The sequence below is a fragment of the Nocardiopsis metallicus genome (genome assembly GCF_014201115.1).
In the GTDB taxonomy this organism is placed as follows: domain Bacteria; phylum Actinomycetota; class Actinomycetes; order Streptosporangiales; family Streptosporangiaceae; genus Nocardiopsis; species Nocardiopsis metallicus.
In genome coordinates this window covers 7,372,622-7,397,904 of the sequence record NZ_JACHDO010000001.1, presented here as the reverse complement: position 1 = coordinate 7,397,904, position 25,283 = coordinate 7,372,622, and the positions used below count along the sequence as shown (strand labels likewise).

The following is a 25,283-nucleotide window of genomic DNA, read 5'->3' as shown; positions in this document are numbered from 1 at the left end:
CGAAGGAGAAGGACCCCGCCATGATCCGTGTCCTGCTGGTGGACGACCACCCCGTGGTCCGCGAGGGCATCCGAGGCATGCTCAGCGCCGAACCCGACCTGGACATCGTCGGCGACGCCGGTTCGGGCCCCGAGGCGGTGGTCCGGGTGGCGACCCTGGCCCCCGACGTGGTCCTGATGGACCTGCGCATGCCGGGCGGCGACGGCGCCCAGGCCACCGAGCGCATCCGCGCCGAGCACCCGGGTGTCCACGTGCTGGTCCTGACCACCTACGACACCGACACCGACATCCTGCGCGCGGTCGAGGCGGGTGCCACCGGCTACCTGCTCAAGGACACCCCGCGGGCCGAGCTGGCGGACGCGGTGCGTTCGGCGGCGCGCGGCGAGACGGTGCTCAGCGGCCGGTTGGCGGGCAAGCTGCTCACCGGAGTGCGGCAGCGCACCGAACCAGAGGGACCCGCGCTCTCCCCGCGCGAGGCGGAGGTGCTGCGGCTGGCCGCGGACGGGCTCACGAACGCGGCGATCGGCCGAACCCTGCACATCAGCGCGACGACGGTCAAGACGCACCTGATGCGGGTGTACGAGAAACTGGGTGTGGGTGACCGGACCTCCGCGGTCTCCCAGGCGATCCGCCGGGGACTCCTTCCGGAGAAGTAGGGGTCGGTTGGGGGACTTCCCCGATGTCCGGCCCCTGCCCCTCGGGGAAGAATCAGAATATGGTGGAACCGATGAGCGAGCTCACCCCCCAAGAAGGCGGGAACGGTCGGATGCGCGCCTCCGACGCCGACCGCGACACGGTCGCGCACCTGCTCCGGGAGGCCCTGGCCGAGGGCCGTCTGGACCCCGACGAGCACAGCGACCGGTTGGACGCGGTGTACCGCGCCAAGACCGTCGGTGAGCTCGTCCCGATCACCGAGGACCTGCCGGACACCGGCTCGACGCACACCCGTGCCCCCGCACCCTCGGACTTCCGCTCGCCCCGCCCGGTGTACGGCGCGAGCCGGATCGTCAACGAGCGCCCCACCAGCCACAGCGCCATCGTCGTCATGGGCGCTGCCGACCGCTCCGGGAACTGGATCGTGCCCAAGCGGTTCGTCTCCCTCGCGGTGATGGGCGGTGCCGAGATCGACCTGCGTGAGGCCCGGTTCACCGCGCGCGAGACCACCATCTGGGTCGGTGCGGTCATGGGCGGCGTGGGGATCATCGCGCCCGACGACATTCAGGTGCGCGTGCACGGGCTGCCGGTCATGGGCGGTTTCGGCATCGACGGGAACACCCCGAGCGTGGTGGACCCGGACGCGCCGATCGTGCACATCCGCGGTCTGGCGATGATGGGCGGGGTCGTGGTCGAGTACCGGGCGCGCAAGCACCAGCAGCAGGACGAGGACGACTAGGGCGTACCCCCCGGAAAACACCACGGCGTCACAACCCGGGCACCTAAGACGTTCTTGACACTTCGGGCCGTTCATCCAATCACATTGCACACCTTTACGTAAGGTCCATGGCTGATTGTGGCAATGTCCCGTGCCATCCCTTGCCGCGGCCCCGGCCTCCTGCGAGGCTTCTCCGGTATCTCGCCCACCCCAGGTGTCCATCCCCCAACACCACGGAGCGATGGACCCCCGTGAACCGGAGGAAGATCGTGCATCCGAGCAACCCTGGGAACCCGCCCGAGAGAGCTGGTTCGTCCCCCACCAGGCGGCGCACCGCCGTCACCGCCGGGCTCGCGGCCCTGCTGATGACCGCGGGCGCCCTGGCGGCCTCCCCGGCCCACGCCGACGAGGTCCCACTGCCCGACCTGGTGACCGCCGAGGCCATCGAGGCGCACCTGGCCAACCTCAACACCATCGCCGAGTACAACGGCGGCAACAGGGCCACCAACACCCCCGGCTACGACGTGGCCGCGCTGTACGTCGAGGACCAGCTCAAGCGGGCCGGGTACGCGCCCTACCGCCACGAGTACGACTACGAGGCCTGGCGGGAGAACTCCCCCGCGGTGCTCTCCCAGACCACCCCGGAGAAGATCGACTACGAACTCGGGGAACACTTCGAGACCATGTCCTACTCCGGGGCGGGCAGCGTCCGCGGCAGCAAGGTGACCGCGGTCAACCCCGACGCCGGGGACAGCGGCTGCACCGCCGAACAGTTCGCCGACTTCCCCGAGGGCAACATCGCCCTGATCAAGCGCGGTAGCTGTCCCTTCGGGGAGAAGGTCCAGAACGCCGCCGACGCCGGAGCCTCCGCCGCCCTGGTCTTCAACAACGAGGACGAGGTCTTCCTCGGCACCGTGAGCGAGCTGTCCGACATCCCGGCGATCGGTGTCTCCGGGGTCCTCGGCGAGGAGCTCGCCTCGCTCACCCGCCACCTGCGCCTCAAGGTCGAGGTGGACTCCGAGGTCAACGTGGAGAGCTCCTACAGCATCCTCGCCGAGACCCCCGGCGGCCGTGCCGACAACGTGGTGGTCGTGGGCGGCCACCTCGACAGCGTCGAGGAGGGCCCGGGCATCAACGACAACGGCAGCGGCTCGGCCTTCCTGCTGGAGACCGCCATCCAGATGGCCAAGCAGGAGGACCCGAACAACAAGGTGCGCTTCGCCTTCTGGGGCACCGAGGAGTCCGGGCTGGTCGGCTCCAACGAGTACGTGGCCGATCTGACCGAGGGAGAGCTCGACGACATCGCGCTCTACCTCAACTTCGACATGATCGGCTCGCACAACTACGGCCGCTTCGTGCTCGACGGCCGGATGGAACTGCCGGGCTCCGGCGGCGCCCCCTCCGGCTCCGGCGCGATCGCCAAGGTCTTCGAGGACTACTTCGAGGATCAGGGCCAGGTCAGCGAACCCGGCGTGCTCAGCGGCCGCAGCGACTACTTCGCCTTCATGCAGGCCGGTGTGCCCTCCGGCGGTCTGTTCAGCGGCGCCGACGGCATCAAGTCCGAGGAACAGGTCGAGTGGTACGGCGGTACCGCGGGCGAGATGTTCGACCCCTACTACCACACACCCGAGGACACGCTGGAGAACATCAACTGGGACTCGGTGGCCGAGCTGTCGGCCGCGGGCGCGCACGGCGTGGAGTTCTTCGCCGAGAGCACCCTTGCGGTCAACGGCGTGCTGAGCCTGTCCGCGGTCCAGGTGGACCTGCCCCGCAAGGGCGACGCCTGGCTCCGCTAGTCCGCCCGCGCGCTTGGGGCCAGCCGTGACGTGAGGTCCCGGAAAGAGGTGTGAGGGCGGCGTGAACCCCCCGGTTCCACGCCGCCCTCATCACGCGGTGCCTCCCCCTCGCAGGCCCTCCCCGGACGTCCCCCCTCAGTTCCGTCCGGGTGTCCATGCGTCAACACCGCTGGCAACTACTGTGTGTAGCTCCCTTGCTCCACAAGGTATCAGTGGTACAGGTCACCTTCACCCCCTGATACTGAACAGTTATCCTCCGTGACGCGGTCGAGTTCAGAGCGGCTGCGATCTCGCCCGCACAGGGCCCTCGAAAACACGCTCTAGGGTGAGGGCATGACCAAAAGGGACACCGACAAGCCGGTAGTGCTGTCGAAGATCTACACCCGCACCGGTGACGCCGGAACGACGGCGCTCGGCGACATGAGCAGGACCTCGAAGAACGACACCCGCCTCATCGGCTACGCGGACACCGAGGAGGCCAACGCCGCCATCGGTGTCGCGCTGGCCCTGGGCGAGCTCCCCGAGGACGTGAGCGCCCTGCTGCGGCGCGTCCAGAACGAACTCTTCGACCTCGGCGCGGACCTGTCCACCCCGATCGTTCCCGACCCCGAGTACCCGCCGCTGCGCGTCCTGCCCGAGTACGTCACGCGCCTGGAGGAGGCCTGCGACACCTACAACGCGGACCTGCCGACCCTGCGCAGCTTCATCCTGCCCGGCGGCTCCCCGACCGTCGCCCTCGTGCACACCGCCCGCATCGTGGTCCGCCGCGCCGAGCGCGCGGTCTGGGCCGCGATCGAGGAGCACGGGGACAGCGTCAACCCGCTCACCGCGCAGTACCTCAACCGTCTCTCCGACCTGCTGTTCATCCTGGGCCGCTACGTCGCCGAGGACGGTGACGAGGTCCTGTGGAGGCCCGGCGGCGAACGGTAGGGCGCGCTACCAGCCGAAAGCCCGGATCACGGGCACCGGGGGCGCGTCCTCTCGTCCGCGAGAACGGGACCGATTCCGGCGAACAGGTGTCAACGGCGGGAAAACGGCTAGGGCTCTGAGTGAGCTACTCCCCTATCAGGAGAGGAAGAAGCCACATGAACACGAGAGCCAAGCCCGGCAGTGTGGTCACCGTTCTGGTGCTGCTGATCCTGATCGCCGTCTACCAGATCTTCTACGGGCTCTTCAGCCTCGTCGGGGCGGCGGCCATCGAGTCGGGAGCCCTGGACGACATGCTGCCGCCGGGTCAGGCCGAACAGATGGAGGAGCTCGGCGAGTACGTCTGGGCCGCCTACCTGGGGGCCGCCTTCGCCCTGGCCTACGGCATCGCCGCCGTCGTGCTCGCGGTGCTGGTCGGCAAGGGCCGCCCCCAGGCCCGAACCGCCTCCATCGGCGTCAACGCCGCCGCCGGAGTCATCATCCTGGCCCTGCTGATCGCCCCCGCCTACAGCCTGGGCGCGATCATCTCGGCCCTCTTCGCCTTCACCGTGGTGGCCCTGCTCTACAACAGGTCCGCGAAGGAGTACTTCACCGCCCGCGCGGCTGATCCCGTGGTGGGTTGATCCGCAAGGGGACGGCACCCGTGCTCGCCGGGTGCCGTCCCCTCTGGTTCGCCAAGGAGCTACTGGAGGCCGTCGAGTTCGCGCTCGACGGCCTCCACCTTGCTGTGCAGGCCGTCGGTGACGCCCTCACGGACATCCACCTTCAGGGTCGCGCTCACCCTGGACGCGCCCTCGCCCGCGGCCTGGACGGCTCGCTTGACCACGTCCATGACCTCGTCCCACTCACCCTCGACGGTGGTGAACATGGCCGAGGTCTCGTTGGGCAGACCACTCTCGCGCACGACCTTGACTGCACGGGCCACGGCCGGGGCGACGGACTCGCCGGAGCCGAGCGGGGAAACGGAGAAAGCCACGATGGTACTCATGGGCCCATGCAAACACACCGCGTGCGCCCCTGTGAACCGCCGCGCCCGGCCGGTCGGACACTCCTGCCCTCATTCACGGGTCAGGCCTCCCAGCGGGTCCCCGGGGGCATCGACTCGATCCAGGACAGGAACCCGGTGAGAGCGCTCTCACCCATGGCGACCTCGTGGGTCGCCTCCTCGGGGTCGCTGCCGTCCGCGGCCGTCCAGCCGATCTCCAGGACCGTGACGTGCGCGGGCAGGTTCGCGTCCGCGGGCGGGTGAACGTCGCCCGGGCCCGGGGAGCGGCGCCCCACAACGACAAGACCGCGGCGCGACAGCCTCGCTGTCGGCCGCGGTCTGAGCGAGAGGATCGGGAACCAGCCGAAGGCATCCGAACCGTACCGGCCGAAGCCGATCCGCCAGGAGCCCCGACGCCCTTTCCCCCCGCGTACACGCAGGTAGCACTCGACGGCACCGCCGCTGCGCAGCAGCACGAACCGCCGCATCACACCGGCGCCCAGCACCAGAGAGAGGGTGACGAGCAGGGCGATGACCACCCACCCCAAGGACTCCAACCACGGCGTTCCCTGAAGCGGTTCCACACCCACGTCCCGTGCCTCCCGGCTTCGCTAGGCGACTTCCTCGCCAATGGCACGCAGGCGGCTGCGCGCACGGGCCGCGGCCTGGCTGTCGCCCGACTCGCCCGCACCCCTCAGCGCCTCGCGCGCACGGTCCACATCGATGTCCTCGGCGAGCTCCGCGGTCTCGGCGAGGATGGAGATCCGACCCTCACCCGAAACCGAGATGTACCCGCCGTGGGCGGCGGCCCGGATCTCTCCGGTCTCACGCGCGCCCAGAACGCGAACGACCGCGTCCTCGGCCAGAAGCGACAGCACCGGGACGTGCCCGGGCTGAACGCCGATCTCGCCCTCGACGGTCTTCGCGATGACCATGTCGCCCTCGCCCGCCCAGACCTGACGGTCCGGAGAGACGATCTCGACGAAAAGCTTCTTCGACACTGCCACAAACTCCTCGGCTAGCGGGTGGGTTCGGCGGAGCCGAGTACGAACCGATACTCGGCCCCGCCCGAGAACTAGACCCGCCCGTCACCCCCGACCGCGCGGCCGACCCTGTCGGTCAGCCGCGCGGTGCGGGGGCATTGACGCGCAGTCCTAGCCTTCCTGCAGCTTCTTGGCCTTCTCCACGACCATGTCGATGTTGCCGACGTCGAGGAAGGCCTGCTCGGGAAGGTGGTCGTACTCGCCGTCGCACAGACCCTTGAAGGACGCGATGGTCTCCTCGAGGGGCACGAACACACCCGGGGTGCCGGTGAACTTCTCCGCCACGAACATGTTCTGGGAGAGGAAGCGCTCCAGGCGACGGGCCCGGTTGACGATGATCTTGTCCTCTTCGGACAGCTCGTCCATACCCAGAATGGCGATCTGGTCCTGCAGGTCGTTGTTGCGCTGCAGGATCTCCTTGACGCGCTGGGCCACCTGGTAGTGCTCCTCACCCACGTACTGCGGGTCGAGGATACGGGAGGTGGAGGCCAGCGGGTCGACCGCCGGGTAGATGCCCTTCTGCGAGATCGGGCGGGAGAGCTCGGTCGTCGCGTCCAGGTGGGCGAAGGTGGTCGCCGGAGCCGGGTCGGTGTAGTCGTCCGCGGGGACGTAGATCGCCTGCATCGAGGTGATCGAGTGACCACGCGTCGAGGTGATCCGCTCCTGGAGCTGACCCATCTCGTCAGCCAGGTTGGGCTGGTAGCCCACGGCCGAGGGCATACGGCCCAGCAGCGTGGAGACCTCCATACCCGCCTGGGTGAAACGGAAGATGTTGTCGATGAAGAGCAGCACGTCCTGGCCCTGGACGTCACGGAAGTACTCCGCCATCGTCAGAGCCGAGAGCGCCACGCGCAGACGGGTGCCCGGGGGCTCGTCCATCTGGCCGAAGACGAGCGCGGTGTCCGGAAGGACGCCCATCTCGTCCATCTCCAGGAAGAGGTCCGTACCCTCACGGGTGCGCTCACCGACACCGGCGAACACGGACACACCACCGAAGTTACGGGCGATACGGGTGATCATCTCCTGGATGAGCACCGTCTTGCCCACACCCGCGCCACCGAAGAGGCCGATCTTCCCACCGCGCACGTACGGGGTGAGGAGGTCGATCACCTTGATGCCCGTGACCATCATCTCGGTCTTGGACTCGAGCTGGTCGAAGGCAGGGGCCTTGCGGTGGATCGGCCAGCGCTCGGTCACACCGAGCTCGGCCGTGGGCACGTCCATGGACTCGCCCAGGGTGTTGAACACGTGGCCCTTGACGACGTCGCCGACGGGCACGCTGATCGGCGCGCCGGTGTCGCGCACCTCGGCGCCACGGACCATGCCGTCCTGCGGGGCCAGGGAGATGGCGCGGACCAGGTTGTCACCCAGGTGCTGGGCGACCTCCAGGGTCACGACCTTCTCCGTGCCGCCGATGCTCACATCGGTGTGCAGGGCGTTGTAGATGGCAGGCAGGGAGCCGACGGGGAACTCCACGTCGACGACCGGGCCGGTGACCCGGGCGATCCGGCCGGTGGCGGTGCCAGCGCCGGCCGTACCTTCAACTGTCGCAGTCACTTCTCTTACTCACTTCCCGCGCTGGACCCAGAGAGTGCATCGGCACCGCCGACAATCTCACTGATCTCATTGGTGATCTCGGCCTGACGGGCCTGGTTGGCCAGACTGGTCAGGTTCTTGACGAGCTCTTCCGCGTTGTCGGTCGCGGCCTTCATGGCCGCGCGACGGGACGCCTGCTGGGAGGCGGCGGACTCGAGGAGGGAGGCGTAGATCCGGTTGACCACGTACTGCGGGAGCAGCTGGTCCAGGACCTCCTCCGCGGAGGGCTCGAACTCGTAGAGCGGCAGCGCCTGGCCACCGTGGCTCTCCTCGAGTTCCTCGGCCTCGACCTCTTCCACCTCCAGCGGAAGGGCGCGAACCGCCCCGGCCCGCTGGGTCAGCATCGACACGAACTCCGTGGAGACCACGTGGATCTCGTCGACACCGCCCTCGGCGGTGTCCTGGGAGAACCTCTCCATGAGAGCGGAGCCGATCTCCTGGGCGTGCGCGTAGGTCGGACGCTCGGTGAAGCCTTCCCAAGACTCCTCGACCTTGCGGTCGCGGAACTTGTAGAACGCCGCACCCTTGCGGCCCACCATGTAGGTGAGGACCTCCTTGCCCTGCTCCCGCAGGAGCTGGGTGAGGGCCTCGGCCTCCTTGATGACGTTGGTCGAGTAGGCGCCGGCCAGACCCTTGTCACTGGTGATGACCAGGACGGCCGCGCGGGTGGGGTTCTCGGCCTCGGTCAGCAGCGGGTGATCCGTCACCCGGCTGGCCAGGGCCGACACCGCCCGCGTGATCTCCCGTGCGTAGGGACCGGCAGCCTCGGCCGCGCGCTGCGCCTTGGTGATGCGCGTGGCGGCGATCAGCTCCATCGCACGGGTGATCTTCGCCGTCGCCTTCGTCGCACGGATCCTCCGGCGATAGACGCGAAGCTGTGCACCCATGGGTTACTTCCCGCCCTTGGCGACCTTGATGGTCTCCTGGCCGACCTTCTCCTCGGTGAGCGCCTCGGTCTCGGCCTCGGTGCCCAGGAGGGTGCCGGCCGAGGTCTGGAAGCTCTGCTTGAACTTCTCGATCGCGGCCTGCAGGGTCTTCTGGCTGTCGTCCTCGAACTTGCCGCTGTCCCGGATGGTGTCGAGAACGGCCTTGTGCTCGCGGTCCAGGTAGGAGAGGAAGTCGTCCTCGAAGCGGCGCACGTCCTCGACCGGGACCTCGTCGATCAGACCGGTGTTACCCATCCAGATCGAGACGACCGTCTTCTCCATGGAGAAGGGCGAGTACTGGCCCTGCTTGAGGAGCTCCATCATCCGGGCACCGCGCTCCAGCTGCTGCTTGGAGACGGCGTCCAGGTCCGAACCGAAGGCGGAGAACGCCTCGAGCTCGCGGTACTGGGCCAGGCCCAGACGCAGCGTGCCGGAGACCTTCTTGGTGGCCTTGGTCTGCGCGGCGCCACCGACTCGGGAGACGGAGACACCGACGTCGATCGCCGGACGCTGGCCCTGGTTGAACAGGTCCGAGTTCAGGAAGACCTGACCGTCGGTGATCGAGATGACGTTGGTGGGGATGTACGCCGAGACGTCGCCCGCCTTGGTCTCGATGATCGGCAGGGCCGTCATCGAACCGGCACCCAGCTCGTCGGAGAGCTTCGCGCAGCGCTCCAGGAGACGGGAGTGGAGGTAGAAGACGTCACCCGGGTAGGCCTCACGGCCCGGCGGGCGGCGCAGCAGGAGGGAGACGGCGCGGTAGGCCTCGGCCTGCTTGGTCAGGTCGTCGAAGACGATGAGGACGTGCTTGCCCTCGTACATCCAGTGCTGGCCCAGGGCCGAACCGGTGTACGGGGAGAGGTACTTGAAGCCGGCCGGGTCGGACGCCGGGGAGGCGACGATGGTGGTGTACTCCATCGCGCCGGCCTCTTCGAGGGCCCCTCGCACGCTGGCGATGGTCGAGCCCTTCTGACCGACCGCGACGTAGATGCAGCGCACCTGCTTCGCGGGGTCACCGGTCTCCCAGTTCGCCTTCTGGTTGATGATCGCGTCGATACCGATCGCGGTCTTGCCGGTCTGTCGGTCACCGATGACCAGCTGGCGCTGGCCGCGGCCGACCGGGGTCATGGTGTCGATCGACTTGATACCGGTCTGGAGCGGCTCGTGAACCGGCTGGCGCTCCATCACGGTCGCGGCCTGGAGCTCCAGCTCGCGGGTCTCGGTCGCCTCGATCTCACCCTTGCCGTCGATGGGGTTGCCCAGGGGGTCCACCACACGGCCGAGGAAGTTGTCGCTCACCGGGACCGAGAGGAGCTTGCCGGTGCGACGCACCTTCTGCCCCTCCTCGATACCGGTGAAGTCACCCAGCACCACGACACCGATCTCGCCGATCTCAAGGTTCTGGGCCATGCCCAGGGTGCCGTCCTCGAACTCCAGCAGCTCGTTCGCCATCGCCGAGGGAAGGCCACCGACACGGGCGATGCCGTCACCGGAGTAGGTGACGGTTCCGACCTCTTCCGCGCGGGTGGCGTCAGGCTCGTACGACTGGACGAAGCGCTGTAGCGCGTCCCGGATCTCATCCGGCCGGATCGTCAGCTCCGCCATCTCTACGTTGTCCTTGCTCTCAAATGGCGCCGGGCTGGCGCCGTGCGTGCTTGCCTTGCGTTTTTCGCGTGTGTCAGCTAGCCAGACGGCGCTGGACCTCAGCGATGCGCCCGGCGATGGTGCCGTCGATGACCTCGTCGCCCACCTGGATGGAGAGTCCACCCACGATCTCGGGGACGACCTCGGTGTTCAGATGGATATCGCGGCCGTACTTGCGCTGGAGGAGCGCCCGGAGACGGTCCTGGTGCGCCTCGCTCAGCGGAACCGCGCTGCGCACCACTGCGACGTAGCGCTGAGCGCGCTCGGCGACCAGCTGCCCGAAGTTGTCGAGCGCCTGCTCCAGGGTACGTCCCCGGGGGCGGGTGACCGCTTCGCCGACCAGGGCCAGCGTCGCGGAGCTCACCTTGCCCGAAAGCAGGTTCTCGATCAGGGAGTGCTGGTGCGAGGCGGCCACGCCGTCACGGGTGAGCGCCGCACGCAGGTCCGGCTGCGCGATGACGATCCGCTGGAAGCGGAACAGTTCGTCCTCGAGCTCGTCCAGGCGGGTGCCCTCGACGGAGGCCACGGTCGCGTAGACCGCGAGGCGCTCCAGAGCGTCCACCATGTCGCGGGGGGCCGCCCACGGCTGGGACACGACGTCGTTGACCACGATGACCGTGGACGGCGACACCTTGCCCTCGAGGATCTGACCGATCAGGCCGGTCTTCTTCTCGACCGGGTTGGCCGGGTCCGCGAGCCAGCGGCGCAGCGAGTGCTCGCCGCCGAGCAGGGCGACGACCTCGAAGAGTTCGCCGCCGAGCGAGACCGCGTGCTGAGAGGCGTCCGCCGACGCCAGGACGTTCTCGTCCAGGCGCCGGGTCGCCTCAGCCAGGGAGTTACGGCTGATACCACGCATCAGCGCACCTCGGCTTGCTTCGCGCTCTCGTCCTGCTCCAGCTCCGCCAGGAACCGGTCAACCACACGCGTCTGAGCGGTGCTGTCGCTGAGCGTCTCGCCGACGATGCGGCTGGCGAGCTCAGTGGACAGGGTGCCGATCTCGCCGCGCAGCTGGACGAACGCCTGCTGCCGGTCGGCCTCGATCTGCGCCTTGGCGGACTCGATGATCCGGGCCGCCTCGGCCTGGGCCTCCTCGCGAGCCTCGGCGATGATCGCCGCGCGCTGCTCCTTGGCCTTCTCGAGTTCCTGTGCGTACTCGCGGTGAGACTCTTCGAGCTTCTCGCGGTACTGCTGGCGGATCTCCTCGGCCTCGGCCTCGGCGCGCTTGGCCCGCTCGATGCCGCCCTCGATGGCGTCGTGACGCTCGTCGAGGACCTTCATGACCTTGGGGACCGCCTTGCGGGCCACAAAGAAGTAGACCACGGCGAGCGCGATCGCACCGAAGGCGGCCTTAACCGGGTCGATCCGCAGAATGTTGTAATCGGCTGCCAGCTCCAACAACATGGTCAGCCCTCCTTCGCGTCAGTTGCCATCAGAAAACGGTTGGCAATGCCCGATTAACCGATGGCGAACGCGAGCACGAAGCCCAGAATGGCGAGGGCCTCGATGAGCGCGAAGCCCAGGAAGATGTTGGTCTGGAGCGGGCCGCGGGCCTCGGGCTGGCGGGCGATGGCCTGCATACCCATACCGAACACGAGACCGACACCGATACCGGCGCCGATGACGCTGATGCCGTAGCCGACGGTGTTGATGCTGCCTTCGATAGCGGCGATGTCCATGGTGTTTCCCTTTACTCGACGTCCGGCGTCGCGCTTGTGCGATGAGTCAGTGCGCCGGGGTGGGCGGGTCTTTACACCTTTACCGTCTCCCGGCGGGATTGCCGGGGTGGGTGAAGGGGTCCTTTAGTGGGCGGCTTCGAGAGACTGGTTGATGTAGAGGCTGGCCAGGAGCGTGAAGATGAACGCCTGGACGACCATGATCAGGATCTCGAAGACGAAGAAGAGGATGTAACCGAGCAGTGCGGCACCGGAGTAGACCACGGACAGGGCGGCCAGGGCCGGCTCGGCAGAGATGTTCAGCATGTACCAGCCGCCGTAGGCGAACACGGCCAGCAGCAGGCTGCCCGCGAACATGGTCGCGAACAGACGCAGGGCGTGCGTCACGGGGCGGATGACGAAGACGGAGAGAATCTCGATCGGGGTGACCAGCAGATAAATCGGCTTGGGCATCCCCGGGGGGAAGATCTGGTTCCTGATATAGCCCCAGCCGCCCTGCCTCTTCATACCGATGATCAGAGTCAGGATGAAGATGAATCCGGCGAGCATCGCGGGGAACGACAGGTCGCTGTTGACCGGGAGACCACCGGGGATCAGGCCGGTGAAGTTCATCAGCAGGATGAAGCTGAAGATCGCGGTCATCAGCGGGATGAAGCTGTCACCCTTGGCACCCATGGTGGGCCGGGTGATCTGGTCCCGGATGAACAGCACGAACATCTCACCGACGCTCTGCCTGCGCCCGGGGACGAGGGTCAGCTTCTTGCTGAACCACGACCACAGGAGCAGGACCGCACCGAGAGCGATCAGCAGCAGAACCAGGTACAGGTCGATACCTGCGGTACCGGGGATGCCGGTGATCCACGGTTCGGGGAAGAACATCCCGATGGTGGGGGCCTCGAACCCGCAGCCGCTGAAAAGATGGCAACCCGGTTCGGCCGCGAGAATGCGCACGTCAGCACTCACGGCGAATCCTTTCGTCGTGACGCAAGAAAGCCTCGTTGATGGTTGTGGCAGAGCTACGCACCACGGTCACCCGTGGTGCCATCGCTCTAGCGGAAGAGTTCAGACCTGGCGGGTCTTGGCGACGATCAGCCAGATCGCGCCGACCAAGCCCAGAACCGCCCCGATGGGCAGGAAGAGCGCTTGGAATCCCAGAAGGTGATCCAGGCCCCAGCCGATCCCGCTCCACACGAGAACGCCCGCGAGGAGGGTGGAGAAGAGCGCCCAGCCGTCGGACTCGCGTGGCACCGAGGGCACGTCCGCTTCCGTCTTCCTGGCTGCTTCGCTGCTCATCTCGCTCCGGAATATAGCATGTGGGGCTGGGCTGGAACGTGGCTGCCCGCCTAACCTGGAACAGGTTATAACGCCCGTTGCCACGGGCCACGGCGGGGCACCCCATCACGTGTTCCCCGAACCTTCGGACGGGTCCACGTGCAGCATCTTGGTCTTGGCGATCCCGCGCATCTGACCCCCGAGCCAGACCAGGACAACAGCCAACGCGCTGTATACGAAGGCGTTGCTGTCGAGGTCTGCGATGAAGGCGCTACGGCCCAGAGTCACCAGGAGAACTCCCAGCACCGCCATCTTCACGACGAAGCCGAGCATGTTCGCAGCGAGGAACAGGTCCTCGTTGCGCCGGGTGACCAGGATGACCGCCCACTGTCCGAGCCCGAAACAGGCAAGGATGATCGCGACCGCGAGGGCCGAGCTGAGAGCTCCGGCGGCGCCGCTGAACAGAGCCGAGACCGCAATGGCCAAGGCCCCGACAACAGCCGCTGGAAGCGCGGCGCCGCGGAAAATCCGGGCGTCGTGTTCCTGCATGACGAAGCTCCGTGGGGTTCAGTGGTTACCTGCTCGTGAAAGCTATCACAAGGTGTTTGGTGCCAAATCCAGGGGTTCCTTAACGCGCTCTTAACGCCTCGCGAAAGGCCCGTTCTGCGGCCGCTTCGGACCTTGTGTCACCTTGACCACACTGGCAGCGGCCTTCACACCAGCGCACATTCGACGACCGGAACGGGACCTCGGTCCCGAACGTGACCGCGCATTTATCCATCGGTTGGCTGATGGTGATCTGACCTCGCCGCGGATTCCCTCTCCCTGCCCCAGGGCAACAGCCCGCGACGGCGCAGTCGCGGCAGGGCGATGAGACCCACCGCACAGGTGGCCACCAGCACCGTGACCGTCAGCACGATGAACGCCGAGTCGAAGATGGACAGCGACACCGCGGCGAAGGCGACGATCCCCGCCCACAGGTACATCAGCAGCACCGCGCGGGTGTGCGTGTGGCCCATGTCGAGGAGCCGGTGGTGCAGGTGTCCCCGGTCCGGGGCGAACGGGGACCGCCCGGACAGCGTCCGCCGCAGCACCGCCAGGACCAGGTCGGCCAGCGGCAGCGCGATCACCAGCAGCGGCAGCGCGATCGGCAGGAAGACCACCAGACCGGAGGAGTTGAACTCCTCGCGGGCGGTGTTGGCGTCGAACTGCCCGGTCACCGTGATGGTGATGGAGGTGAGCAGCAGCCCGAGGAGCATCGAGCCGGTGTCGCCCATGAACACCCGGGCCGGGTGGAAGTTGTGGAAGAGGAAGCCCACACAGGTACCGGCCAGGATGATGGCGATCATCGCGGGGTAGGACTGGCGGACGAAACCCTGCTCGACCGCGACCACGTAGTAGTACGCGAAGAACGCCAGCGACGAGATGCCGACGATGCCCGCGGCCAGCCCGTCCAGGCCGTCCGCGAAGTTGACCGCGTTGATGGTCACCACGATGAGCAGGATCGAGATCATCGCGCCGAGCCAGGGGCCCAGGGAGAGCTGGGTTCCGGGGAGCGGCAGCCACAGCAGCTGCACCCCCTGCCAGACCAGGATGCCCGCGGCGGCGATCTGCCCGGCCAGCTTGCTGAGGGCGTCCATCCCCCACCGGTCGTCGATGACGCCGATGACGGTGATGAGACCGCCCGCCAGCAGCAGTCCGATCCACGTCTTGGCCACGAACACGTTCTGCAGGTGCGGCAGCTGCGCGGAGATCAGCAGCGCCGCCGCGAACCCGCCGTAGATGGCCAGCCCGCCCAGCCTCGGGATGGGTTCGGTGTGCACGTCGCGGTCGCGGACCGCGGGCGCGGCGCCGAAGGCGATGGCCAGGCGGCGTACCAACGGCACCAGCAGGTAGGTCACCGCGGCGGCGATGACGAAGGTGAGCGCGTACTCCCGCACGGCCTGATCCCTCTAGCTCTCGGAGCGGTCGGTGCCCTGGGACCCGTCGGTCTCCGGTTCGGTGGCCGCGGCCCCGGCCTGGTGCGCCTCAGGCTTGGATGCCTCGGACGCGGAAGTCCCGGACGCGGGCGCTTGGGCTCCGGTGGTCTCGGCTCCGGTGGTCTCGGCCGCCTGCTCGGCGTCCTCCTCCCCCTCAGCCTTCTTCGGCCTGGTGCGCCCCTTGCGCAGCTCACCGATCACGGTGCCGCACACCGCGCGCAGCTGCTCGATGGAGATGGCACCGGAGCGCAGCACCCGCGGGACCGCGTAGGTGAGGTCGACGATGGTGGAGGCCACCGGGCTGTCGGTCTCCCCGCCGTCCAGGTAGACCGCTACGTCCTCGTCACCGAGCTGCTCGATCGCCTCGCCCGCGTTGACCGCGGCGGGCTGACCGGACTTGTTGGCGCTGCTCACCGCCATCGGGCCGGTCTCCTTGAGCAGTTCCAGGGCCACCGGGTCCATCGGCATCCGCACGGCCACGGTGCCCTTGGTGTCGCCCAGGTCCCAGGACAGGCTGGGGGTGGCGGTGCACACCAGGGTGAGCGGTCCGGGCCAGAACTCCTCCATCAGGTCCCGGCCGTGGTTGCCGAGGTCGTCGATGAGAGCGGTGGCGGCGCGCATGGAACCCACCAGGACCGGCGGCGGCATGTCCCGGCCGCGGCCCTTGGTCTCCAGCAGGTTGGCCACGGCCTTCGGGTTGAAGGCGTCGGTGCCGATGCCGTACACGGTGTCCGTGGGCAGCACCACCAGATCGCCTCGGCGTACCGCGGAGGCGGCGTCGGCGATGCCGTCCTTGCGGGCGGTCTCGTCCGCGCAGTCGTAGATGCGGCTCACCTGCGTTCACCTCGATCTCGGTCGACCGGCCTCGGCTGCCGGTCCAGCGGTGGGTATGGGGGGCGGGTTTCTACTGGCACGGCGCCGGCTAACCGTCGCCGTCGGCACGGCGCATGACCACGAAGCGGTCGCGCCTGGCCATGTCCTTGCGGTTGAGGACGTCGCGCCAGCCCTTGTCCTCGGGGAACAGCCAGGGGATGTCGATGCCCTGGCCGTCGTGGTGCTCGACGGCCATGGCGCCGCCGGGGCGCAGCAGCCTGCGGCCGACCGCCTCCAGGTCGCGGATCATGTCCAGGCCGTCCGCTCCGGACCACAGGGCGGGCGCCGGGTCGTAGTCGCGCACCTCCGGCGGGATCGCGCCCGCGGCGTCGGTGGGGACGTAGGGCGGGTTGCTGATGAGCAGGTCGACGCGGCCGTTGAGCTCGGGCAGCGCGGTGCGCATGTCGCCCTCGTGGGCGGTGACGCGGTCGGCGTGCCCGCTGGCCTCGATGTTGCGCCGGGCCCACTCCAGGGCAGCGGGGTCGATCTCCACGGTGTGCACCCGCGAGCGCGGGACCTCCTGGGCGATGGAGATCGCGATGGCGCCCGAACCCGCGCCCAGGTCCACGACCAGGGGGTCGGCCACGTCCATGGAGCGCAGGGTCTCGATCGCCCAGTCGACCATGATCTCGGTCTCCGGCCTGGGCACGAAGACGCCCGGCCCGACCTGGAGTTCCAGGTACCGGAAGTAGGCGCGCCCGGTGATGTGCTGGAGGGGTTCGCGGGCCTCGCGGCGGGAGACGCATTCCCAGTAGCGCGCGTCGAAGTCGGCGTCGGCGACGGCGTGGAGTTCCCCTCGACGGACACCGTGCACGAACGCCGCGAGTTCCTCGGCGTCCGTACGTGGTGAGGCCACGCCCGCTTCCGCGAGCCTCAGCGTGGCGCGGGCGACCTCGTCGAGCAGGAAGTTCATGATTGCGCGGCTTCGAGCCTCTCCTTGGTGTCCGCGTCCACCAGGGCCTTGACGACCCCGTCCAGTTCCCCGTCGAGGACCTGGTCGAGGTTGTAGGCCTTGTAGCCGACCCGGTGGTCGGAGATGCGGTTCTCCGGGAAATTGTAGGTGCGCACGCGCTCGGAGCGGTCCACGGTGCGGACCTGGCTCTTGCGCTCGGCGGAGGCCTCGGCGTCCGCGCTGGCCTGGGCCTCGGCGTAGATGCGGGCGCGCAGGATGCGCATGGCCTGCTCCTTGTTCTGGAGCTGGCTCTTCTCGTTCTGGCAGGAGGCCACGATGCCGGTCGGCAGGTGCGTGATGCGCACCGCGGAGTCGGTGGTGTTGACGCTCTGACCGCCGGGGCCGGAGGAGCGGTAGACGTCGATGCGCAGATCGTTGGCGTTGATGACGATCTCGACCTCTTCGGCCTCGGGCACCACGAGGACCCCGGCCGCGGAGGTGTGGATGCGGCCCTGGGACTCGGTGACCGGGACGCGCTGGACCCGGTGGACCCCGCCCTCGAACTTGAGCTGGGGCCACACGCCCGCGCCGGGTTCGGGGGTGCCCCTGTTCTTGAAGGCGATCGTGATGTCCTTGTACCCGCCCAGGTCCGAGTGGGTGGCGTCGATGACCTCGGTCTTCCACCCCTGGCGCTCGGCGTAGCGCAGGTACATGCGGACCAGGTCGCCCGCGAACAGGGCGGACTCCTCGCCGCCCTCACCGGCCTTGACCTCCATGGTGAGGTTCTTGTCGTCGGCGGGGTCGCGCGGGACGAGCAGGACGCGCAGGCGCTCGGTGAGCTGCTCGGCCTGCTCGGTCAGGCGGTCGGCCTCCTCCGCGAAGGAGGAGTCCTCGGCGGCCAGCTCACGGGCGGCGTCGATGTCGTTCTCGACCTCCTTGAGCTGACGGTAGGCCTCGATGATCGGGGTGAGCTGTGAGTAGCGCTTGCCCAGCGTGCGCGCCTTGGTCTGGTTGGCGTGCACCTCGGGGTCGGCGAGCTGCTGTTCCAGCTCGTAGTACTCCCCAAGGAGGTCGTCCAGCTTCACTTTCCCACGTTCCCGTCTTGTCGCTCGCCCTGTCCGTCGTCTCCCCCACCCGAGGGACCGCCTGATCCGGTGGCGCCGCGCACGCCCCCGCGGGGAGGCGGCGCCACCGGACGAAGGGCAGCGCTACTGGCGCTTGCCGAAGCGCTTCTCGAAGCGGGCGACCCGGCCACCGGTGTCCAGGATCTTCTGCTTGCCGGTGTAGAACGGGTGGCACTCGGAGCACACGTCGGCGCGCACCTTGCCCTCGGGGTTCGTGCTGCGGGTCACGAACTTGGCCCCGCAGGTGCAGGTCACCTCGGTCGGGACGTACGTGGGGTGAATGTCGGCCTGCATGTGTGTCTCCTTCTCAGGGCGCGACCGCCGGACGCATGACGACCGCACCACCGTCGGGGGTGGGGCGGTGTGTTGACCATGCGCGAACCGGTGCCGCGGCGATCCAGGTAAGAGGGCGGCGTGCTCTCCGCGAGCGCGGAGGACTGCCGTTCCCTGATACCAGTTTGCCAGACCAACAACCATGCCGGGACCAGTACCTATTCCCGACCCCCTTTCAGTTCCGCCGCGTCGCGCATAGTGCTGGGCAGGGGCTTGTTCGCGTCCGCCCTGCGCATGAGCAGGACCAGACCGGCCAGGGTGGCCAGGAGCAGCGCGAGCACGACCGTTCCCGTGTTGGCTCCGAGCCCGTGGACGAACACGTAGCTCACCGATCCGGCCATGAGTACGTAGTAGGTCATCGGGATGATCGTCTGGCGGATGAGGTCGCCCTCGCGGCCGACCAGGCCGACCACGGCGGAGGCGGCCACGATGTTGTGCACCGTGATCATGTTCCCGGCGGCTCCGCCGACGGCCCCGGTGGCCACGACGGTCTCCGGCGCGATGCCGATGCGCTCGGCGGTGGAGAACTGGAAGAGCGAGAACATCAGGTTGGAGACGGTGTTGGAGCCCGCCACGAAGGCGCCCAGCGCACCGATCCAGGGGGCGAGGAGGGGCCAGTTGGTACCGCCGACCTCCGCGGCTCCGATGGCCAGGGTGAGCGGCATGCTCTCCAGGGCCGTGTCACCGAACCGGGCTCCGGTGTTGATGAAGACCCGGACCAGCGGGACGGCGAAGAGCAGGGCCACGGCGGCCCCGGCCAACTGGGATCCGGCCATCTTCCAGGAGGCGAGGATCTCCCGGCCCTTCATCCGGTGCAGGCCGTAGGTGATGAGGCAGACCAGGATGAAGGTGGCGCCGGGCGAGTAGAGCGGCTCGATGGTCTGGGCCACGGAGGTGCCGAGGATGTCGCCGGACCCGACGGAGATGCCGCTCAGCCACTCCTGGAGGGGGCCGATGGTGCGGGTACCCACCAGGACCGCGGCGACCAGCAGGTAGGGCGCCCAGGCCTGGAGCAGGCCCATACGGCGCCCGGCCACCTCCTCGCCGTTGCCGGATTCGATCTTTCCGGTCCAGCGGGCGAGCCAGTCCTCCCGGGGCGGGAAGTCCCAGATCTTCTTCGGCATCAGGAAGCCCCTGCGGGCGGCGAGGACCACGATGACCAGTCCGGTGAGCCCGCCTAGGAGGCTGGTGAACTCGACCCCGAGGAAGTAGTTGTACAGGATCGACGGGATGGTCATGGCGAAGGCGCTGAACAGGGCGAACTTCCAGACGCCGAGACCGTCGGAGAAGCGCCGGTTATCGCCGTAGAAGCCACAGAGCATGACGCAGATGATCAGCGGGACGAAGGTCCCGGCGACGGCGTGCAGCAGCACGGTCTGGAACCCGATGGTGTTGACGAACTCGGGCAGGGTGAGCCCGAGGACGGAGGCGCGTTCGGCGACCTGGTCGGATCCCTCCAGACCGCCGGCGACCCCCACCAGGATCGGGGTACCGACGGCGCCGAAGCTGACGGGGGTGCTCTGGATGACCAGACCGACCATGACGGCGGCCATTGCGGGGAAGCCCAGGGCGAGAAGAAGGGGTGCGGCCACGGCGGCGGGGGTGCCGAACCCGGAGGCGCCCTCGATGAAGCTGCCGAACAGCCAGCCGATGATGATCGCCTGGACGCGGCGGTCGGGGGTGATGTCGGTGAAGGTGGCGCGGATGGTGGCGACGGCACCGCTCCTGGTGAGGGTCGAGAGCAGGAGCAGCGCGCCGAAGATGATGTAGAGCAGGCCCGCGGCGAGGATCAGGCCCTGGAGGGTGGAGGCGGCGACGACCATCCAGTCGGTCTGCCAGAAGACGACGGCGATCCCGACCACGACGACGTACCCGGCGGGCATCGCGTACATGGCGGGGAGTCGGAACCCGACCAGCAGGATTCCGACGAGCAGGATCGGGGCGAGCGCGAGAAGGCTGAGTAGTGCGAGGTTGTCCATCCAGGCGGCTCCCTGGTCGGGGGGTTGCACTCTGGTTCGCGCGACCCTACGCACGCGGGAGCCCTCCCACCAGCCCCCGAATGTGATCCGAGACATACTGGTGACATGGGGCTTCCGGAAGACGGAAACCAGGCCGGCGAGTGCCCCGGAGAACACGAAAAGGCCCCCTCCCCGGGTGGGGAGGGGGCCCTGGAAGCCTCGTGGTTACCGCTCAGGGCCCACGGTGGTCTTCTGGATCTGCATCAGGAACTCCGCGTTGCTGTTGGACTCCTTCATCTTGTCCAGGAGCAGCTCGATGGCCTGCTGCGTGTCCAGCGCGTGCAGCACCCGGCGGAGCTTCCAGACGACGCCCAGTTCCTCGGGCGACATCAGGATCTCCTCCTTACGCGTGCTGGAGGCGTCCACGTCCACGGCCGGGAAGATCCGCTTGTCCGCCAGGGACCGGTTGAGCTTGAGCTCCATGTTGCCGGTGCCCTTGAACTCCTCGAAGATCACCTCGTCCGCGCGCGAACCCGTCTCGACCAGTGCGGTGGCCAGGATGGTCAGCGAGCCGCCGCCCTCGATGTTGCGGGCGGCACCGAAGAAGCGCTTCGGCGGGTAGAGGGCGGTGGAGTCCACACCACCGGACATGATGCGTCCGCTGGCCGGGGCGGCGAGGTTGTAGGCACGGCCCAGGCGGGTGATGGAGTCGAGCAGGACGACCACGTCCATACCCATCTCCACGAGCCGCTTGGCCCGCTCGATCGCCAGGTCGGCGACGACCGTGTGGTCCTCGGCCGGGCGGTCGAAGGTCGAGTGGATGACCTCGCCCTTGACCGTGCGCTGCATGTCGGTGACTTCCTCGGGACGCTCGTCCACGAGGATGACCATCAGGTAGCACTCGGGGTTGTTCTCGGTGATCGCGTTGGCGATCGACTGCATCACCATCGTCTTACCGGCCTTGGGCGGCGAGACGATCAGGCCGCGCTGGCCCTTACCGATCGGCGCGACGAGGTCGATGATGCGCGTGGTGAGGATGTTCGACTCGGTCTCCAGGCGCAGGCGCTCCTGGGGGTAGAGCGGGACGAGCTTGGAGAACTCCTGGCGGCCGCGGGCCTGGTCCGGCGACATGCCGTTGACCGAGTCCAGGCGCACCAGCGCGTTGAACTTCTCGCGGCGCTCGCCGTCCTTGGGCTGGCGGACCGCACCGATGATGTGGTCGCCCTTGCGCAGGCCGTGCTTGCGCACCTGGGCCAGCGAGACGTAGACGTCGCTCTGGCCGGGCAGGTAGCCGGTGGTCCGGACGAAGGCGTAGTTGTCCAGGATGTCCAGGATGCCCGCGACCGGCAGGAGGACGTCGTCCTCGTTGATGACCGGCTCCGGCTCCTGGCCCCCGCCGCGTCCGCCGCGGCGGTCCCGGCGGTCCCGACGGCGGCCGCGGCGGCGGCCGCCGAAGTCGTCGTCCTCGCTCTGGTTGTTGCCGCCCTGGCCGCGGCCCTGGTTCTGGCCGCCTCCGCCACCGCCGCCCTGCTGGCGGTCCTGCTGGCGGTCGGAGTTGTTGTTCGTGTTCTGGTCGTCACCGCCGCGGTTGCGGTTGCGACGGTTGCGCTGGCGCTCGCGACCCTGCCCGGACCTGGTGTCACGGTCCTCGGAGTCGGGGCCGTTCTTCTGGGGGGTGCTGGATGTCTTGGTCACGCTGCTCGCGGAGGTTGAGGAGTCGGTGCCGTCCACCGAGCGGGGCTGCTCACCGGACTCGTCGCCGCGCCTGCGGGACGAGCGGCGGCTACGGGAGGGCTTGTCGCCCTTCCCACCCTGTGTCTCGGTCACGGCCTGGTCCGACGACCGCTCTCCCGCGCTCTTGCGCGGGGCCTCGTCCGTGCCCGACTGGGCGGGAGACTGGGCTTCGGCCGGGCCGTCAGTTGCCTCGACCTTACCGGCCTTGGGCGCGGTGTCGGCTTTCTTTGCGGTTTTGGCCTTCGCCGGGCCGCCGACAGGGCCGCCCGACTTGGCCTCGATCGCGGCGATCACGTCGCTCTTGCGCATGCGCCCCGTGCCGGTAATACCCATGCTCGACGCGAGCTTCTGGAGCTCGGGGAGCTTCTGGGCGGCGAGACCGGTACCGCGCGAGGCCGTGCGGGGCCGGGTGGCGGACGCGGCTTCGCCGGCCTCCGAGGAGGCGTCGGCACTTTTCTTGCTGTCGACCGCCGCGTCCGTTCGGAGTTCGGTGGTGTCGCTCACTAAGGGTCCTTCCCAAGGAGCGGGCTTCGGCCGTCAGCGGATTGCTTGATCGGCCGGCCCGATGGTGCGAACCGGCAGGGGCCGGGTAGGGCGTGCCCCACGTGGATGTTGGAAACCGGCGAAAACGGTCCCCTACCCAATCGCGGCGGGCTCTGGGTACAGCCAGACGTCGGGGCGGGTGGCTCGGAGGTGATGCCCGTCGACCGCGCTGACACACTCATCCAAGGAGGAGTGGACTGTGGAGACGTGGGCACAGCGGGGATCCCGCTGACTCGACACTTGGGCCACCGCTTCCGACAGGTCGAGAGATCGGACCGCCGGATTATGGGACGCGGAAGCCGTTGTGGCGGATGAGCACACGCCCCGCAACGGGGCATCTGGTGCTTCACCCAGCCTAACATCACCAGAGGCCACGGCTATTCCTCGACACAGATGCTACGGATGGGGAGATGGGGTCCGCACCCCCGCCGGCTCGATGTGCAGGGGGCGTATGTCCCAATCATTACCCGCCCGCTGACGGATCAAATCAATCTGCCGGACGATTTCCGGTGAATCCTCCCGCGCCGAACCCTCCGAAACCGAGCACAGCACGAGCACCGTGGGCCCCGCGCCGGAGACCACGGCCGGAAGTTCCCCGTGTTGACGCAGGTCACCGATGAGCTCCAGGGTTCGGGGCATCGCGGGGGCCCGGTAGGCCTCGTGTAGCCGATCCTCGGTGGCCGCGTACAGGGATTCGGGTTGGCCACAAACGGCCGCCGTCATCAGCGCGGCACGGCCGGCGTTGAAGGCCGCGTCGGCATGGGAGACGGTTTCGGGCAGGAGACCGCGGGCGCGTTCGGTGGACAGCTTCCACCCCGGCACGCACAGCACGGGCAGGATCCGCGCGTGGGGGGTGAGCCGGGCGGCAGCCCAGGAGTCGCCGTCGCGGTAGGCCACGGTGTAGCCGCCGTGGACGCACGGAGCCACGTTGTCCGGGTGGCCCTCGATGTCCGCGGCGATCTGGTAGATCCAGTCCCGGTCCGGCCCACCGCCGGGACCGGTGCGGCCCAGCAGCGCGGCGGCCGCGGCGACCCCGCCGACGATCGCCGACGAGGACGAGCCCAGGCCCCGGGCGTGCGGGATGCGGTTCACGCAGCGCAGGTCCAGGCCGGGCAGTCCCTCCCCGACCCGCTCGAAGGCCTCGCGCATGGCCCGGACGACGAGGTGGCGCCGGTCCAGCGGTACCTCGCCCGAGCCCTGCCCCTCGACCCGGATGCGGAGCTCGCCGTCGGCGCGGACCGCGACGTCGAACTCGTTGTACAGCTGGACGGCCAACCCGAGGGCGTCGAAGCCCGGGCCGAGGTTGGCGCTGGTCGCCGGTGCCCGGACGGACACCCGGTCGGGGCGCGGAGAGGTCACAGTGGGCTCCATACAGGCGATGATCTTGCTACCAGAGGCGCGGTACCTCTGGAACCCAAGGCGCCGAGATCGCCTCTGGTAGCAAGATCATCCGGTGGTCGGCAGTGGTGGCTAGGCGAGGTCGAGGGCCTTGGCGGCGGCCTGGGCGTCGACGGGGACGGTGGTGGCGGAGGAGGCTCCGGCCAGCGCCCAGTCGGGGTCCTTGAGGCCGTTCCCGGTCACGGTGCACACGATCCGGCTGCCCTTGGGGACCTGCCCGGCCTCGACGGCCTGGAGGAGCCCGGCCACGCTCGCGGCGGAGGCGAGTTCGACGAACACGCCCTCCTCGGCGGCGAGGAGCTTGTAGGCGGCCATGATCTGGCGGTCGGTCACCTTGTCGATGAGGCCGCCGGACTCGTCGCGGGCCTGTTCGGCGAGCTTCCAGGAGGCCGGGTTGCCGATCCGGATCGCGGTGGCGATGGTGCTCGGGCTGGTGACCGGTGCGCCGTTGACGATCGGGGCGGAACCGCTGGCCTGGAAGCCGAGCATGCGCGGGGCCCTGGTGGAGATCCCGTCCTTGGCGTACTCGGTGTAGCCCATCCAGTAGGCGGTGATGTTGCCCGCGTTGCCGACGGGGATGCAGTGGATGTCCGGGGCGTCGCCGAGGGCGTCCACGATCTCGAAGGCGGCGGTCTTCTGCCCCTGGAGGCGGTAGGGGTTGACCGAGTTCACCAGGGCGACGGGGTAGTCGACGCTGAGCTTGCGGGCCAGTTCCAGGCAGTCGTCGAAGTTGCCGTCGACCTGGAGCAGGCGGGCGCCGTGCACGAGGGCCTGGGCGAGCTTGCCCATGGCGATCTTGCCCTGGGGCACCAGCACGGCGCAGGTCATCCCGGCGCGGATGGCGTAGGCGGCGGCGCTGGCGCTGGTGTTGCCGGTGGAGGCGCAGATGACCGCCTTGGCGCCGTCCTCGGCGGCCTTGGTGATGGCCATCGTCATACCGCGGTCCTTGAACGAACCCGTGGGGTTGAGGCCCTCGACCTTGAGGAAGACCTCGCATCCCGTGAGTTCGGATACGCGCGTGGCAGGCAGCAGGGGGGTGCCGCCCTCCTGGAGGGTGACGACGGGGGTGTTCTCGTTGACGGGAAGGCGGTCGCGGTACTCCTCGACGATGCCTCGCCACGCCCGTGCCATGCTCACGACGGTGTCCCTTTCGGGTGGATGCGGTTGCGCTTGACGCGCGGCCGGACTCGGCGCGCGCGGGATGCGGGCGGGGCG

General features: G+C 68.6%; 26 protein-coding genes. 5 read left to right on the top strand and 21 right to left on the bottom strand.

All coding sequences use genetic code 11. From position 1 onward, the window contains the following. Positions 1–20: 20 nt before the first annotated feature. The 5 genes from HNR07_RS32565 to HNR07_RS32545 all read left to right on the top strand — a co-directional run bounded on the left by HNR07_RS32565 (position 21) and on the right by HNR07_RS32545 (position 4,718). A complete protein-coding gene (locus tag HNR07_RS32565; protein ID WP_184370422.1) occupies positions 21–656 on the top strand; it encodes a response regulator in 636 nt (211 codons plus the stop codon). A 59-nt stretch (positions 657–715) separates the two neighbouring features. Continuing rightward, positions 716–1,393, top strand: coding sequence for a DUF1707 SHOCT-like domain-containing protein (locus HNR07_RS32560; RefSeq protein WP_184370419.1), 678 nt, complete (start codon positions 716–718; stop codon positions 1,391–1,393). A gap of 248 nt (positions 1,394–1,641) precedes the next feature. Next, positions 1,642–3,168 (top strand): M28 family peptidase, encoded by a 1,527-nt coding sequence (locus HNR07_RS32555; protein ID WP_184370416.1) that lies wholly within the window; start codon positions 1,642–1,644, stop codon positions 3,166–3,168. Between the two features lie 333 nt (positions 3,169–3,501). Then, on the top strand, positions 3,502–4,098 hold the full coding sequence (locus tag HNR07_RS32550; RefSeq protein WP_184370413.1) for a cob(I)yrinic acid a,c-diamide adenosyltransferase: 597 nt from the start codon (positions 3,502–3,504) through the stop codon (positions 4,096–4,098). A 155-nt stretch (positions 4,099–4,253) separates the two neighbouring features. Further along, entirely contained in the window at positions 4,254–4,718 is a 465-nt protein-coding gene (locus HNR07_RS32545) for a hypothetical protein (RefSeq protein ID WP_184370409.1), read from the top strand. 59 nt (positions 4,719–4,777) lie between these two features. Here the strand turns inward: HNR07_RS32545 and HNR07_RS32540 are convergent, their stop codons facing one another. The 21 genes from HNR07_RS32540 to thrC all read right to left on the bottom strand — a co-directional run bounded on the left by HNR07_RS32540 (position 4,778) and on the right by thrC (position 25,199). Beyond that, the gene (locus HNR07_RS32540; RefSeq protein WP_184370407.1) at positions 4,778–5,083 is read right to left on the bottom strand and encodes an MTH1187 family thiamine-binding protein; all 306 of its coding nucleotides are present in this window, start codon (positions 5,081–5,083) and stop codon (positions 4,778–4,780) included. Between the two features lie 80 nt (positions 5,084–5,163). After that, positions 5,164–5,670, bottom strand: a complete 507-nt coding sequence (locus tag HNR07_RS32535) for a DUF2550 domain-containing protein (protein WP_184370405.1) — start codon at positions 5,668–5,670, stop codon at positions 5,164–5,166. 21 nt (positions 5,671–5,691) lie between these two features. After that, entirely contained in the window at positions 5,692–6,081 is a 390-nt protein-coding gene (locus HNR07_RS32530) for a F0F1 ATP synthase subunit epsilon (protein WP_184370403.1), read from the bottom strand. Positions 6,082–6,234: 153 nt separating this feature from the next. Next, positions 6,235–7,680, bottom strand: a complete 1,446-nt coding sequence (gene atpD / locus HNR07_RS32525; RefSeq protein ID WP_184370401.1) for a F0F1 ATP synthase subunit beta — start codon at positions 7,678–7,680, stop codon at positions 6,235–6,237. Between the two features lie 5 nt (positions 7,681–7,685). Continuing rightward, on the bottom strand, positions 7,686–8,606 hold the full coding sequence (locus HNR07_RS32520; protein ID WP_184370399.1) for a F0F1 ATP synthase subunit gamma: 921 nt from the start codon (positions 8,604–8,606) through the stop codon (positions 7,686–7,688). 3 nt (positions 8,607–8,609) lie between these two features. Further along, on the bottom strand, positions 8,610–10,250 hold the full coding sequence (atpA, locus tag HNR07_RS32515; RefSeq protein WP_184370397.1) for a F0F1 ATP synthase subunit alpha: 1,641 nt from the start codon (positions 10,248–10,250) through the stop codon (positions 8,610–8,612). Between the two features lie 73 nt (positions 10,251–10,323). Continuing rightward, positions 10,324–11,145, bottom strand: a complete 822-nt coding sequence (locus tag HNR07_RS32510) for a F0F1 ATP synthase subunit delta (protein ID WP_184370395.1) — start codon at positions 11,143–11,145, stop codon at positions 10,324–10,326. Beyond that, complete coding sequence (gene atpF / locus HNR07_RS32505) at positions 11,145–11,687, bottom strand: F0F1 ATP synthase subunit B (protein ID WP_184373023.1); 543 nt, start codon at positions 11,685–11,687, stop codon at positions 11,145–11,147. Before atpF ends, HNR07_RS32510 begins: the two co-directional genes overlap by 1 nt. Positions 11,688–11,743: 56 nt before the next feature. Further along, on the bottom strand, positions 11,744–11,965 hold the full coding sequence (gene atpE, locus HNR07_RS32500; protein WP_184370394.1) for an ATP synthase F0 subunit C: 222 nt from the start codon (positions 11,963–11,965) through the stop codon (positions 11,744–11,746). A gap of 123 nt (positions 11,966–12,088) precedes the next feature. Then, on the bottom strand, positions 12,089–12,913 hold the full coding sequence (gene atpB / locus HNR07_RS32495) for a F0F1 ATP synthase subunit A (protein ID WP_184373021.1): 825 nt from the start codon (positions 12,911–12,913) through the stop codon (positions 12,089–12,091). A 111-nt stretch (positions 12,914–13,024) separates the two neighbouring features. Then, positions 13,025–13,255 carry an AtpZ/AtpI family protein gene (locus HNR07_RS32490; protein ID WP_184370390.1) on the bottom strand — a complete coding sequence of 77 codons (231 nt, stop codon included), beginning with the start codon at positions 13,253–13,255 and terminating at the stop codon, positions 13,025–13,027. A 105-nt stretch (positions 13,256–13,360) separates the two neighbouring features. Beyond that, the gene (locus tag HNR07_RS32485) at positions 13,361–13,783 is read right to left on the bottom strand and encodes a hypothetical protein (RefSeq protein WP_184370387.1); all 423 of its coding nucleotides are present in this window, start codon (positions 13,781–13,783) and stop codon (positions 13,361–13,363) included. 224 nt (positions 13,784–14,007) lie between these two features. After that, the gene (locus tag HNR07_RS32480) at positions 14,008–15,174 is read right to left on the bottom strand and encodes an MraY family glycosyltransferase (protein WP_184370384.1); all 1,167 of its coding nucleotides are present in this window, start codon (positions 15,172–15,174) and stop codon (positions 14,008–14,010) included. Positions 15,175–15,186: 12 nt separating this feature from the next. Next, positions 15,187–16,047: an L-threonylcarbamoyladenylate synthase gene (locus tag HNR07_RS32475; protein WP_184370381.1), complete on the bottom strand. Its 861-nt coding sequence runs from the start codon at positions 16,045–16,047 to the stop codon at positions 15,187–15,189. 88 nt (positions 16,048–16,135) lie between these two features. Continuing rightward, positions 16,136–16,999: a peptide chain release factor N(5)-glutamine methyltransferase gene (prmC, locus tag HNR07_RS32470; RefSeq protein WP_184370378.1), complete on the bottom strand. Its 864-nt coding sequence runs from the start codon at positions 16,997–16,999 to the stop codon at positions 16,136–16,138. Next, complete coding sequence (prfA, locus tag HNR07_RS32465; protein ID WP_184370374.1) at positions 16,996–18,063, bottom strand: peptide chain release factor 1; 1,068 nt, start codon at positions 18,061–18,063, stop codon at positions 16,996–16,998. The genes prmC and prfA overlap by 4 nt, the downstream gene beginning before the upstream one ends. Before the next feature lie 123 nt (positions 18,064–18,186). After that, a complete protein-coding gene (gene rpmE, locus HNR07_RS32460; RefSeq protein ID WP_017580857.1) occupies positions 18,187–18,396 on the bottom strand; it encodes a 50S ribosomal protein L31 in 210 nt (69 codons plus the stop codon). A 197-nt stretch (positions 18,397–18,593) separates the two neighbouring features. Beyond that, on the bottom strand, positions 18,594–20,414 hold the full coding sequence (locus HNR07_RS32455) for an L-lactate permease (RefSeq protein ID WP_184370371.1): 1,821 nt from the start codon (positions 20,412–20,414) through the stop codon (positions 18,594–18,596). A 204-nt stretch (positions 20,415–20,618) separates the two neighbouring features. Beyond that, positions 20,619–22,631: a transcription termination factor Rho gene (gene rho / locus HNR07_RS32450; protein WP_184370360.1), complete on the bottom strand. Its 2,013-nt coding sequence runs from the start codon at positions 22,629–22,631 to the stop codon at positions 20,619–20,621. 435 nt (positions 22,632–23,066) lie between these two features. Beyond that, a complete protein-coding gene (thrB, locus tag HNR07_RS32445) occupies positions 23,067–24,005 on the bottom strand; it encodes a homoserine kinase (RefSeq protein WP_184373019.1) in 939 nt (312 codons plus the stop codon). A gap of 135 nt (positions 24,006–24,140) precedes the next feature. Further along, a complete protein-coding gene (gene thrC / locus HNR07_RS32440) occupies positions 24,141–25,199 on the bottom strand; it encodes a threonine synthase (protein ID WP_184370357.1) in 1,059 nt (352 codons plus the stop codon). Positions 25,200–25,283: the final 84 nt, after the last annotated feature.

Excerpts from the sequence above, each read along its gene's own strand:
- thrC (WP_184370357.1), bottom strand. The coding sequence starts at position 25,199 with ATGGCACGGGCGTGGCGAGGCATCGTCGAGGAGTACCGCGACCGCCTT.
- rpmE (WP_017580857.1), bottom strand. The coding sequence starts at position 18,396 with ATGCAGGCCGACATTCACCCCACGTACGTCCCGACCGAGGTGACCTGC.
- HNR07_RS32520 (WP_184370399.1), bottom strand. The coding sequence starts at position 8,606 with ATGGGTGCACAGCTTCGCGTCTATCGCCGGAGGATCCGTGCGACGAAG.
- HNR07_RS32550 (WP_184370413.1), top strand. The coding sequence starts at position 3,502 with ATGACCAAAAGGGACACCGACAAGCCGGTAGTGCTGTCGAAGATCTAC.
- atpA (WP_184370397.1), bottom strand. The coding sequence starts at position 10,250 with ATGGCGGAGCTGACGATCCGGCCGGATGAGATCCGGGACGCGCTACAG.
- HNR07_RS32565 (WP_184370422.1), top strand. The coding sequence starts at position 21 with ATGATCCGTGTCCTGCTGGTGGACGACCACCCCGTGGTCCGCGAGGGC.
- HNR07_RS32540 (WP_184370407.1), bottom strand. The coding sequence starts at position 5,083 with ATGAGTACCATCGTGGCTTTCTCCGTTTCCCCGCTCGGCTCCGGCGAG.
- HNR07_RS32455 (WP_184370371.1), bottom strand. The coding sequence starts at position 20,414 with ATGGACAACCTCGCACTACTCAGCCTTCTCGCGCTCGCCCCGATCCTG.
- HNR07_RS32560 (WP_184370419.1), top strand. The coding sequence starts at position 716 with ATGGTGGAACCGATGAGCGAGCTCACCCCCCAAGAAGGCGGGAACGGT.
- HNR07_RS32490 (WP_184370390.1), bottom strand. The coding sequence starts at position 13,255 with ATGAGCAGCGAAGCAGCCAGGAAGACGGAAGCGGACGTGCCCTCGGTG.
- HNR07_RS32485 (WP_184370387.1), bottom strand. The coding sequence starts at position 13,783 with ATGCAGGAACACGACGCCCGGATTTTCCGCGGCGCCGCGCTTCCAGCG.
- HNR07_RS32545 (WP_184370409.1), top strand. The coding sequence starts at position 4,254 with ATGAACACGAGAGCCAAGCCCGGCAGTGTGGTCACCGTTCTGGTGCTG.
- prmC (WP_184370378.1), bottom strand. The coding sequence starts at position 16,999 with ATGAACTTCCTGCTCGACGAGGTCGCCCGCGCCACGCTGAGGCTCGCG.
- HNR07_RS32510 (WP_184370395.1), bottom strand. The coding sequence starts at position 11,145 with ATGCGTGGTATCAGCCGTAACTCCCTGGCTGAGGCGACCCGGCGCCTG.
- atpE (WP_184370394.1), bottom strand. The coding sequence starts at position 11,965 with ATGGACATCGCCGCTATCGAAGGCAGCATCAACACCGTCGGCTACGGC.